The 10,296-nt window shown below is 62.6% G+C and carries 14 protein-coding genes; 10 read left to right on the plus strand and 4 right to left on the minus strand.

The features are described 5' to 3' along the window. Positions 1 to 105: 105 nt before the first annotated feature. Positions 106 to 576 (minus strand): SRPBCC family protein, encoded by a 471-nt coding sequence (locus AC0L2V_RS25690; RefSeq protein ID WP_473521541.1) that lies wholly within the window; start codon positions 574 to 576, stop codon positions 106 to 108. Next, positions 573 to 851 carry an ArsR/SmtB family transcription factor gene (locus AC0L2V_RS25695; protein ID WP_473521542.1) on the minus strand — a complete coding sequence of 93 codons (279 nt, stop codon included), beginning with the start codon at positions 849 to 851 and terminating at the stop codon, positions 573 to 575. Before AC0L2V_RS25695 ends, AC0L2V_RS25690 begins: the two co-directional genes overlap by 4 nt. 433 nt (positions 852 to 1,284) lie before the next feature. On the opposite strand from AC0L2V_RS25695, the gene AC0L2V_RS25700 reads away from it, so the two are divergent. The 7 genes from AC0L2V_RS25700 (at position 1,285) to AC0L2V_RS25730 (ending at position 7,702) form a co-directional block, all read left to right on the plus strand. After that, positions 1,285 to 1,449, plus strand: a complete 165-nt coding sequence (locus AC0L2V_RS25700) for a hypothetical protein (protein ID WP_473521543.1) — start codon at positions 1,285 to 1,287, stop codon at positions 1,447 to 1,449. Positions 1,450 to 1,470: 21 nt separating this feature from the next. After that, entirely contained in the window at positions 1,471 to 1,842 is a 372-nt protein-coding gene (locus AC0L2V_RS25705; RefSeq protein WP_473521544.1) for a dihydrofolate reductase family protein, read from the plus strand. Between the two features lie 429 nt (positions 1,843 to 2,271). Beyond that, positions 2,272 to 2,736, plus strand: a complete 465-nt coding sequence (locus AC0L2V_RS25710) for a hypothetical protein (protein WP_287139172.1) — start codon at positions 2,272 to 2,274, stop codon at positions 2,734 to 2,736. A gap of 676 nt (positions 2,737 to 3,412) precedes the next feature. Next, on the plus strand, positions 3,413 to 3,604 hold the full coding sequence (locus AC0L2V_RS25715; RefSeq protein ID WP_473521545.1) for a hypothetical protein: 192 nt from the start codon (positions 3,413 to 3,415) through the stop codon (positions 3,602 to 3,604). Between the two features lie 9 nt (positions 3,605 to 3,613). Further along, a complete protein-coding gene (locus tag AC0L2V_RS25720; protein ID WP_473521546.1) occupies positions 3,614 to 4,270 on the plus strand; it encodes an ABC transporter ATP-binding protein in 657 nt (218 codons plus the stop codon). Further along, positions 4,267 to 6,666, plus strand: coding sequence for an FtsX-like permease family protein (locus AC0L2V_RS25725; RefSeq protein WP_473521547.1), 2,400 nt, complete (start codon positions 4,267 to 4,269; stop codon positions 6,664 to 6,666). The genes AC0L2V_RS25720 and AC0L2V_RS25725 overlap by 4 nt, the downstream gene beginning before the upstream one ends. After that, positions 6,656 to 7,702 carry a lipocalin-like domain-containing protein gene (locus tag AC0L2V_RS25730; protein WP_473521548.1) on the plus strand — a complete coding sequence of 349 codons (1,047 nt, stop codon included), beginning with the start codon at positions 6,656 to 6,658 and terminating at the stop codon, positions 7,700 to 7,702. The genes AC0L2V_RS25725 and AC0L2V_RS25730 overlap by 11 nt, the downstream gene beginning before the upstream one ends. A 295-nt stretch (positions 7,703 to 7,997) precedes the next feature. Here AC0L2V_RS25730 and AC0L2V_RS25735 read toward each other — a convergent pair whose 3' ends face one another. Next, the gene (locus tag AC0L2V_RS25735) at positions 7,998 to 8,129 is read right to left on the minus strand and encodes a hypothetical protein (RefSeq protein ID WP_473521549.1); all 132 of its coding nucleotides are present in this window, start codon (positions 8,127 to 8,129) and stop codon (positions 7,998 to 8,000) included. An 81-nt stretch (positions 8,130 to 8,210) separates the two neighbouring features. On the opposite strand from AC0L2V_RS25735, the gene AC0L2V_RS25740 reads away from it, so the two are divergent. Continuing rightward, positions 8,211 to 8,507, plus strand: coding sequence for a PRC-barrel domain-containing protein (locus AC0L2V_RS25740; protein ID WP_473521550.1), 297 nt, complete (start codon positions 8,211 to 8,213; stop codon positions 8,505 to 8,507). A gap of 17 nt (positions 8,508 to 8,524) precedes the next feature. Here AC0L2V_RS25740 and AC0L2V_RS25745 read toward each other — a convergent pair whose 3' ends face one another. Continuing rightward, positions 8,525 to 8,665 (minus strand): hypothetical protein, encoded by a 141-nt coding sequence (locus AC0L2V_RS25745; protein ID WP_473521551.1) that lies wholly within the window; start codon positions 8,663 to 8,665, stop codon positions 8,525 to 8,527. A gap of 32 nt (positions 8,666 to 8,697) precedes the next feature. On the opposite strand from AC0L2V_RS25745, the gene AC0L2V_RS25750 reads away from it, so the two are divergent. Further along, positions 8,698 to 9,258, plus strand: a complete 561-nt coding sequence (locus AC0L2V_RS25750) for a hypothetical protein (protein WP_473521552.1) — start codon at positions 8,698 to 8,700, stop codon at positions 9,256 to 9,258. Positions 9,259 to 9,745: 487 nt separating this feature from the next. Next, the gene (locus AC0L2V_RS25755) at positions 9,746 to 10,030 is read left to right on the plus strand and encodes a DUF982 domain-containing protein (RefSeq protein WP_473521553.1); all 285 of its coding nucleotides are present in this window, start codon (positions 9,746 to 9,748) and stop codon (positions 10,028 to 10,030) included. Positions 10,031 to 10,296 lie beyond the last annotated feature (266 nt).

Genomic DNA, 10,296 nt, shown 5'->3' on the forward strand with positions numbered 1-10,296 from the left:
AGCCGACCCCTTGCCGTCATTCGCGACAGCCGCAATGAATGACTTGATTGAGCCCCATCTCGGTCTTTCCGGGATGGGTCGCACTTTGCGGTCTTCAGGACAGATTTATTCCAGATGCTCCACGAAGGCCGCCAACTGGTCGATCGTTGTGCCCCAACCCTTCTGAAAGCCCATTTCTTCGTGCTTGCGGCTGTCAGCGGCGTTCTTGTGCATCACGCGGGCTGAATAGTGGGTGCCGTTACCTTCGGCTGCAAATGTGATGATCGCTGTCAGTGCCAGCCAGGGTTCTGTCGGCCGCCAGCCCTCGGCGAGAGTCGTCGTCCACACCAGACGCTGCTCAGGAACAATGTCGAGGAAACAGGCTTCGACATGGGGCTTGAAGTCTCCGTCGCCCTGGCGCATCCGCGTCTCGAAGCCACCTCCAGGGCGCAGATCCAACTTGACGACCTTGCACTCGATTGGATGGGGTATCCACCACCTCGCCAGATGTTCGGGCTTGCTCCACGCCTTCCAGACCTTGCTCGGCGCGGCATTGATGAGGCGCGAGATGGATAGCTCATTGTTAACGGCGGTCATTCGTCATCGTCCTCTGTCATTTGGTTTTCCACATAGGTGGCAAGCCGATCGGCGCCTGCCTGCCAGAGTGCACGTTGCTCAGAAAGCCATGTCTCTGCTTCCGACAAGCGCTTGGGCCGTATCCGGCAAGTTCGAACACGGCCGCTCTTTTCGGTCGCTATCAACCCGCTTTCCTCAAGCACGCGTAGATGCTTCAGGAATGCAGGGAGACCCATGTCGAAGGGTTCAGCGAGTTCCTTGACCGGGGCCGGCCCCTTCATCAAACGACTGATCACCGCCCTTCTGGTCGAGTCCGCGAGCGCGTGAAATGCAGTGTCCAAAGAGAAGCTACAGTTTTCCATGTGGTGAACTATAGCATTCAGTTCACCACTTGGCAAACAATAAGGCTGTCGGTGACAACGGGCCCGGGGCGCGGTCCGACTCGCTCTGACGTTTCATCGTCAATGTCCATTTGTCCGCATCCCGGCCATTCCGTGAGTTCGCGTGGAGCGTCGACTCACCACCCAGGCCGGACCTTGCCGAGCCTCATCAGGCAATCTGAAGTCGGAACGCACCAACCGCCCACGTGCGCCATTTCGCGACATTCATGGCCCGTCCCAAAAGCTGCGGTTCGCGCAACGGCTCGAGTCGACCCCATAGCGGAAGTTGAACATCAACCGCGAGCAATAGCCCTACGTCTTTTCGAGCGAATGGTTTTAGGCTCGTCGCATGGGACTATTGACCTTCAGCATAAACGTCACCCTGGACGGCTGCGTCGACCATGAGGAGGGAATCGCTGACGACGAGACGCACGCGTTCTTCACCCGCCTTATGGACGAGGGCGGGGCGATGCTGTGGGGCCGCATCACCTACGATATGATGGAGAGCTACTGACCGGCGGTCGCTCGCGGCGACGTGGAGGCGCCGCCGGCAATACGCGAGTGGGCGGTCAAGCTGGACGCCAAACCGAAGTACGTGGTGTCGTCGACGCGAACGGACTTCCCGTGGGCCAACAGCCACCACATCGCCGACGACCTGCGAACAGGCGTACAGAGGCTCAAGGACGCGACTCCGGCCGGCGTGCTCCTCGGTAGCGGCAAACTCGCAACCGAGCTGGACCGGCTGGATATGATCGACGAATATCAGCTCCTCGTCCATCCCAGGATCGCCGGCCACGGCCCTACCCTGTACCAGGGCGGGCTGCCCAGTGCGCGACGGCTCGAGCTGGTCTCGGCGAAGCCGCTCCGCAGCGGCGCGGTCGCTATGCACTATCGGCGCGATCGCTGACTCGGAGCAGCCTCAACGCGCCCAGCTCGGGGGGCTTGCGCCTCGCAGGAGCGCCGCCGATTAACAGTAGGCTTTGGTCGCCTGGCGGCCTGGCGCTGAAGCGCGCATCGCCTTGATCGCGCCATAACCTGTCATTCGCGGCGCTTCTCCAAACCTTCCCTTTGCGCAACGGCCCAAGCCGACCCAACGCATCGTTCGGTCATGCCACAAGATCCGCATCGGGCGGAAGACCAGTTTTTTTGCCTGTCCCCAAACTAGGGTCTTCAACAGCCAGATCAAAGGGCTGTAGTTGAATTCGCGAATTCGACGCCCGAATACACGCGCCGACATGTTGCTTAGACGTGTTTCGCGGACTTATACTGGATGTTTGGCGAGCCTGCCCCGGCACGCAGCCGGGGTGGCAGCCCGGCTCTACGGTGGAGGTTTACCATGAAAATTACATCGCTAGTGGCTCTCTTTACGCTGTGCTCGGTTCCCGTAATTGCAGCAGACTTCCCGAAAAGTGGAGAGGCGGAATACGATACTTACTACGTATTCGAGACCGTGGCCAAAGTGGACAGCGGCGTTGGCACAGGGGGAATAGACGAATTCACCGGTCTCACGCGTAACGTCAAAGGGGATGGCCCGTTCCATGACATGTCGGTGCACTGCCTTGGGCACTGGACGATGATCAAGGATGATTTTAACTTCGATGGCAGTTGTGTCGAAACCGACAAGGACGGCGACAACGTCTTCACAACGTTCGATAACCAGAACCACTACATCGTCGGGGGTACAGGAAAGTACAAAGGAATTACTGGAAAGGCCCCCTATACCCCGGTTCAGCTACACGAAACAGTTGGCGGTCGAATCGGACGCGTGGTCAACCATAAGGCGTCTTGGGAGATCAAGTAGGCCTGAGTTTCGGACACTGACCCTGGGCGGCCCGGGTACGGGGCTCTGCGCCCGCGCCCGGATCGTCGCCTTCTACCGCGCTCGCCTCGTCGACCAGCCGCAGCTAGGGAAACTGGGCGCTGCAATTCTTGGCATGAACTATAGAGCTCGGTGTTCAGGCGGACCGGATAGGGTGGGACACCCAAGCTTCGGCGGAAGCAAGCGCAGACGACATCAAGCGTTAGTAGTTGGACGGCCGCTTCGTTAGGGCGTGTTCGATGTTTGTTCGCCCAAAGTCGCATAAGAGTGCATTGTGGAGGGCATAGCATCGTCGATCCGGTGGTTAAGCCGTGGGTCGAATCTCATCCTTCCCCAGACGCACGAACGATCTGTCACCGGCCTGCGAAAACGCCTTCGTGCACTCCCTGTCCTGCCCTGTCTATTGGGTAGAACCCGCGAAGACTTATCTTTTCCAGACTATGCGGGGAGGCCGGAGTTCAGCGATGGCGGTTGATTGAACATCACCCGCAGGGACATTCGTTAAGGTGGCCGCAGGCTCCCCGATGGCCCTCGCCTGGCCGGGAAAGACGCTCGCCGCCACGCCCGCCCGCTGACGCGCACCATCCCTTCCACCGGCGAGGCGATTTCGGCGGTCGGGCTTGGCACCTGGATCACTTTCAAGGTTGGCGACGACTCGGTGCTGCGCGATGAATGCGCCGACGTGATCGCCGCCTTCTTCGAAGTGGGCGAGAAGACAAAGCCTGGTGGCTGGTTCTACGCGACAATTGTCGGCTTCCCGCTTGAAACCAGCTGCGGTCTTGCAGGGCAGCAGCGCTTCCTCTGGGGAATTATCAACTGCAGCGCTTTTCCTTTTCGCCACAGACTGTAGCTGTGGTGCATGCTGCTTTCGATCGAAGATCTGCTGAAATCCTATCCCGGCCCGGAAGGCCCGGTGCCGGTCCTGCGGGGCGTGTCACTTTCGCTCGACGCCGGCGAGACGCTGGCGCTGACCGGCGAATCCGGTTCGGGCAAGAGCACGCTGCTCCACCTCGTGGCAGGACTGGACGCTGCCGACGGCGGGCGCGTCGGGCTTGATGGGCAGGAGGTCACCGCGCTCGATGACAGTGGTCGCGCCCGGCTCAGGCGAAGCACGGTGGGCATCATCTTCCAGCAGTTCAATCTCATCCCCTCCCTGGACGTCGCCGCCAATATCGCCTTTCAGGCACGTCTGATCGGCACGCCGGAACCGCAGGGGCTTTCACGATTGGCCCACGCACTGGGCCTGGAGCCGCAACTGCGGAAATACCCCGATCAGTTGTCCGGCGGCCAGCAGCAGCGCGTGGCGATCGCCCGCGCGCTCGCGGCGCGGCCGAAGCTGATCCTCGCGGATGAGCCGACCGGCAACCTCGACGAGGCGACGGCGGACGGGGTAATGGAGCAATTCCTCGCGCTCGTGGCGGAGACCGGCGCAGCGCTCCTGATGGTCACCCACTCCCCGCGTCTTGCGGCACGTCTCGGGCGCCGGGCGCATCTCAGCCAGGGCCGCCTTGCATGACCGGCGCTGTCCTCGAGGCACTGGCTTCGCACTGGCGACGCAACCGGCTTCAATTGCTGACGCTGGTGCTCGGCCTCGCGCTGGCGACGGCCCTCTGGTCAGGCGTGCAGGCGATCAACGCCGAGGCACGCGCGAGCTATGATGCAGCTGCCGCTACGCTGGCCGAAGGCCAGTTCCACCAGCTGATGCCGCGCGAGGGGGATTCCATGCCTCAGGCGCTTTTCGTCGCGTTGCGCCGTGCCGGCTGGCTGGTCAGTCCGGTGGTGGAGGGAAGGCTGCGCGTCGGCGGCACCGCCGTGAGGCTGGTCGGCGTCGATCCGCTGACCGCGCCGCCAAGTTCCGCTGCAAGCGAAGCACTGGCCCGCACCGACCTCAACCGCTTCTTGCGCGCGGAAATGCTGGTCGCCAGCCCGGAAATGGCCGCGCTCCTTGAGGCGAACATGCCCAACCCGGTTCTGGTCGATCAGGCGGTCGCGCCGGGCAGCGTGCTCGCCGATATCGGCGTCGTCCAGAAGTTGCTTGGCCGCGCCGGGCGCATCAGCCGCCTGATCGTCCTGCCGGAGCAGCCCTTGCGGCAACAGCCGCTGGCGGATATCGCACCGGACCTCGTACTCCAGCGTGCGGACGGTGCGACCGATGTCGGCCGGCTCACCGACAGCTTCCATCTCAACCTCACGGCGTTTGGCTTCCTCAGCTTCGCGGTAGGCATCTTCATCCTCCACGGTGCGATCGGCCTTGCTTTCGAGCAGCGACGTGGCGTGATCCGCACCCTGCGCGCCCTCGGCGTGCCGCTCCGCCGCCTGGTCGTCCTGATGATCGCCGAGCTTGTCGTGCTGGCGACGCTTGCCGGCGCGCTCGGCATCGCGCTCGGCTATCTCATCGCAGCGCTCCTGCTGCCGGACGTGGCCGCGACGATACGGGGCCTCTATGGCGCCGACGTTGCAGGCACGCTGCAGATCCGCCCGGCATGGTGGCTTTCGGGAATCGCCATGGCGCTCGGCGGCGCATTGCTCGCCGCCGCGAGCGCGTTGTGGCGGCTGGCGCGGATGCCGGTCCTTGCGAGCGCCGGCGGCCGCGCCTGGGCGCTGGGCTCGGGACGGACGCGAACGCTCCAGGCTTCAGCCGCGGGCGTGCTGCTCGCGGCGGCGGGCGTGTTGGCCGTCACTAGGGGCGGACTGGCCGCCGGCTTCGCGCTGCTTGCCTGTCTACTGCTTGGCGCAGCACTTGCACTGCCGCCTTGCCTGGCGGCAATCCTTCGTCTTGGCGAAGCACAAGCCGTTCGCGCCATGGCGCAATGGTTCTGGGCCGATACGCGTCAGCAACTGCCCGGCCTCGGGCTTGCACTGATGGCCCTGCTGCTAGCCATGGCTGCGAATGTCGGCGTTTCCACCATGGTCTCGAGCTTCCGCCTGACCTTTGTCGGCTTCCTCAACCAGCGCCTGTCAGCCGAACTGTACGTCGATGCGGACGCGGTCACGGACCGGGCGGCTCTGGAACGTTTTCTCGAGGCGCACGCTGACGCCGTGCTGCCGATCATGTCGGTCGAAGCGACGCTCGCCGGCTTGCCGGCGGAGATTTTCGGGGTGCGTGTCGGCTACACCTACCGTGAAAACTGGCGCTTCCTCGACGCAATCCCCGCCGTCTGGGACGAGATCGAAGCGGGCAGGGCGGTCGTAATCAACGAGCAGCTCTCGCGCCGCGCCGCGCTGCACGTCGGCCACACGCTGGCGCTCGGCCCCGGGCTGTCGCTGCCGGTCGCGGGCGTCGTCGGCGATTACGGAAATCCCATCGGCCAGGCCATCGTCGGCGAGGCGCTGTTTCGCCAGACGTTCCCGGCCATCGAGCCGAGCCGCTATGGCGTTCGCACCGGCAATCCTCAGGGCCTGCGCCGGGCGCTCACGGAGGCGTTCGACGTTCCACCCGCGCGCATCATCGACCAGGCGGCGATCAAGGCGTTCTCGCTGTCGGTGTTCGAGCGCACCTTCTCCGTGACTGATGCGCTGAACGTGCTGACGCTGGCGGTTGCCGCGTTTGCAATCCTGATGAGCCTGCTCACGCTGGCGGCGATGCGACTGCCGCAGATGGCGCCCGTATGGGCGATGGGGATCACCCAGCGCCGGCTTGCCGGGCTAGAAATCCTGCGTACCGTCCTGCTTGCCGCGATCACGGCCGTGTTGGCCTTGCCGCTGGGCCTGGCGCTCGCCTGGGTCTTGCTTGCCATTGTCAATGTCGAGGCGTTCGGCTGGCGCCTGCCGATGTACCTGTTTCCAGTCGAATACATCCGCCTGATGCTCTTCGCGCTCGCCGCCGCGCTGCTCGCCGCGCTCTGGCCAGCGTGGCGGCTGTCGCGCATGGAGCCGACCGGGCTGCTGAGGATATTCGCCAATGAACGCTAGGGCGCTCATGTTCCTGCTGCTGGGTGTCGGCAATGCCTTCGCCCAGGGCTTTGCCGGGCTCGGCACAGACGCCGAAGGCTTCGCCGTTCCGAAACCGGGCAAACGGTTCGAGTTCCCGCAGGATCATGGAGCCCATCCGGACTCCCGGATCGAGTGGTGGTATCTGACCGCGAACCTCACCGGGCCCGACGGCGCGGACTACGGCCTGCAATGGACGCTGTTCCGCTCGGCGCTCGCGCCGGGCGAGGCCGAGGGATGGGAGAGCCCGCAGGTGTGGTTCGGCCATGCCGCTGTGACCAGCGCCGCGACCCACCTCTCCACAGAGCGTTTCGCGCGCGGCGGCATCGGCCAGGCGGGTGTGATTGCCAAGCCCTTCGCGGCCTGGATCGACGCCTGGCAGATGGAGGGCGACAGCCTGGACCGACTTCAGCTCAGCGCGACCGGCAATGACTTCGCCTACGACATCGCGATGCATGCCGAAGGCCCGCTCGTCTTCCACGGCGCCGGCGGCTACTCGGTCAAGTCGGCGAAAGGGCAGGCGAGCTACTACTATTCCCAGCCCTTTTTCTCAGTTGAGGGAAAGATTAGTCTGCCGGAAGGTGAGATCCGGGTGCGCGGCACCGCGTGGCTCGATCGCGAATGGTCGTCGCAGCCGCTGGCGGACGACCAAAACGGTTGGGATTGGTTCTCGCTTTCCTTTGACACAGGCGAGAAGCTGATGGGTTTCCGCCTGCGCGATGCCGCTGACAGCGGCTTCACCTCCGCCACCTGGATCGCGGCGGACGGTGCCGTGACGCCCTACGGCGACGGCAAGCTCGTTGCGACCCCGCTGGAGACGAGCTGGGTGGAGGGGCGCGAAATTCCTACGCGCTGGCGTCTCGTTTTGCCCGACCGTGCGCTCGACGTCACCGTCGGCGCGCTCAACTCTCAGGCCTGGATGGGTCTCAGCATCCCCTATTGGGAAGGTCCGGTGCGGGTGGCCGGCACACACCCTGGCAAGGGCTATCTCGAGATGACGGGCTACCAACGGCGATGACCGTGGACACCGGCTGTGCCTGCGCGTCAGATCGTCATGAACAACTCCCGGGATAATCGGCTCATAGGTCCAGACAAGCTGTTCGAAACGCTCACGGGGGGATAGGCGTTTGAGCATTCGTTCCGGACCTTAAAAGGAGACTGGTATGGATGTCTTGGCCATCATTCGACGGAGCTTGTGGTGCTTCGCATCGCGCTCATGGCAATTGCGTCAATCATTGCTGAGCAATCGGATGACCCAGATCGGGCATTGGCTGAAAGCGATATACGCGACCGGCGTCCCGGCCGCAGATCCTTCATGACCAACTCGACGCGTCATCTAGGAGCGGCACGCCATAGTAGCTGCTCGACGCCCTGTCTCGCTCCGTCCCCATGCGAGAGACGAGATTGGTCAGGCTGTCGCGAAACAGCGTAATGACGTTCGCCACGGCCTATCCTTTGAATAATCGTTCGGAACGGTTGGCCCGTGCCGGGGGTTACCTCAGACCAAATGAGAGGAGACCCCACAGATGGACCACACCAATCACGTACGGCTTACGAAGGCTGAACTGCGCGCTGACTTGCTAGAAGGAGCGACCATCTACGGTCGCGATGATGAGGAAATCAGTTCCGTAGACCACGTCCATGGAACCGGAGACCAGGCCCAGGTCGTCTTCGATGTTGGCGGGTTCCTCGGCATTGGCTCAAAGCGCGTCGCGCTATATGCGAGCCAGCTCGATTTCATGCGGGACGAAGACGGCACCGTGCATGCCATCACGCAAATGACCACCGACCAGTTGAAGCAGTTGCCCGAGCACATTGACTGACGTCAGCAGCCTAACCGTCAGACATTGTCGAGCGTGAAGGTCGACCCCAGCGCCAGTTCGTTCAGAGCATCGGCGAAGGCATCGACCTGGTCGTCAAACTGTCCATTCGGAAACGAGCAGACCTCGTCGAGGAATGTCTCGTCCCACCGGCCTCGCAAGAGCTTTGCGTTGCCGGCTTGCGCTTGGGCCGATGCCGGTTTCGCCCGCGTGGCCGCAACTGGTCACCAACATTGTTGCCGATCAACAAGTTGCGATCCGTGCCGCCCTTTCTAAGGGCCTTGCCCGTGGCGGCAATCCAACGAGGGCCGCCTTGGAGGTAGTGGGCCGCATCAACAGGGTGACTGGCCGCCGAGAAGGTGGGGTGATCGGGCTCACCACAGTTCAGAGGGACTATGTTGCCCGAGCCCGCGATGAACTGCTTTCCGGCGAGCCCGACCAGTTGCGGGCCTATCTGAATCGGAAGCGACGCGACAAACGTTTCGACCGCACGATCACAGCTGCGACCCGAGATGGTAAACCAATCCCTACCAACCTGGTGGCGCGGATCATTGTCCGATATTCCGACAGCCTTTTGAAGCTCCGCGTCGACACGATTGGACTGCACGAGACGTTTGCCGCGCTTGGAGCTTCGAAAGACATCGCATTTCAGCAGGCGATCGCCAAGGCTCGCATCTGGCATGAGCCCTCTGATGGTTGCCATTCAACAGGGTTCTCAGATCGCGACAATCTGTGGGCCAAGCGGTCTGGGTAAGGCGCTTGCGGAGACAGGCCTGATGTCAGCTGCCATGGCCGTGTGCTTTGCCCCGCTCGTGGCAGTTCTGGCTGCCGACTATGGGGCGTACAAGCTACTTCAGCAATATTCAGCTGAGGCAGCCGTTGCTATTGATTCAGCGACCGCAGCTCTTGCGGCTCAAGCCGCGCCTCTCAGCGAAGTGAAATCCGGAATTGGCGAACTGGTGAGCCTGCAAGGGGAACATATGGCCGGAAGTTCGGGACGTGCAGTATGGTCTTGGTTCCCTCTCAAGATTGCTGCCGGTCGGGCGATGCTCCGATCAGCCCGCGCCATCCCCTCCGTGAGGCGCGGGGTTCTTCGTTCAGGGGAACCGAAACGATCAAGACTCTTCGGACGTGCCATTTCAGCCTCGATCGTATCGGACAGCGGCGCTCTGAATTCACAACGATGCAACCACTGCCTTGTCTTCGCGTTTAGCCGCCTTCACTCCTGGTGAGCGACAAAGATGCCGACGTTCATTCCGATTACAATTTACCTGAATCACAAGCCGATAGTGGTCGCGTCGATACCCGAAGCTGCGAAAGCGCTTCAACAACCATGGCCATTCATGGACAAGCCGTCCCGACTTGAAGCAATTCGAATGATCGAGGAATGCCTGGCCGGACACTGCACCCAACAAGCCGCGTTCGATGCCTTCAAGGCGGCCGCAAGTGAACAGGGCTTTCTCAAGCAGAGGCCGCCAAGCGTAGGCCTCAGGAAATTCGACGGGGTTGCTGAAGACCTGCTGTGAGGTGATGCTGCCTCGCGACCTTAAACCGCTGACTGGCCTCCTGAGCGGACTTGGTCAGCCGCACGGACCACCCCGCCAAATCGAGGAATGGCGGGTGGTCCTTTATCAGCGCAGGAAGGGACTTAGCTGCGCAGATCCCATTTCGTCGTTCGGTCCAATCGTCAGGTCCGGTCGGTCCTAGCTAACGATCCTTAGCTAACGATTATTCCAATCGCCAGGAATGTGATCGAAACTGCGAAGACCGGAGCGAGTAACCAGCGGGCTTG

The organism is Mesorhizobium sp. WSM4814 (assembly GCF_055811595.1).

Excerpts from the sequence above, each read along its gene's own strand:
- AC0L2V_RS25725 (WP_473521547.1), top strand. The coding sequence starts at position 4,267 with ATGACCGGCGCTGTCCTCGAGGCACTGGCTTCGCACTGGCGACGCAAC.
- AC0L2V_RS25730 (WP_473521548.1), top strand. The coding sequence starts at position 6,656 with ATGAACGCTAGGGCGCTCATGTTCCTGCTGCTGGGTGTCGGCAATGCC.
- AC0L2V_RS25755 (WP_473521553.1), top strand. The coding sequence starts at position 9,746 with ATGCCGACGTTCATTCCGATTACAATTTACCTGAATCACAAGCCGATA.
- AC0L2V_RS25710 (WP_287139172.1), top strand. The coding sequence starts at position 2,272 with ATGAAAATTACATCGCTAGTGGCTCTCTTTACGCTGTGCTCGGTTCCC.
- AC0L2V_RS25700 (WP_473521543.1), top strand. The coding sequence starts at position 1,285 with ATGGGACTATTGACCTTCAGCATAAACGTCACCCTGGACGGCTGCGTC.
- AC0L2V_RS25740 (WP_473521550.1), top strand. The coding sequence starts at position 8,211 with ATGGACCACACCAATCACGTACGGCTTACGAAGGCTGAACTGCGCGCT.
- AC0L2V_RS25750 (WP_473521552.1), top strand. The coding sequence starts at position 8,698 with ATGCCGGTTTCGCCCGCGTGGCCGCAACTGGTCACCAACATTGTTGCC.
- AC0L2V_RS25690 (WP_473521541.1), bottom strand. The coding sequence starts at position 576 with ATGACCGCCGTTAACAATGAGCTATCCATCTCGCGCCTCATCAATGCC.
- AC0L2V_RS25720 (WP_473521546.1), top strand. The coding sequence starts at position 3,614 with ATGCTGCTTTCGATCGAAGATCTGCTGAAATCCTATCCCGGCCCGGAA.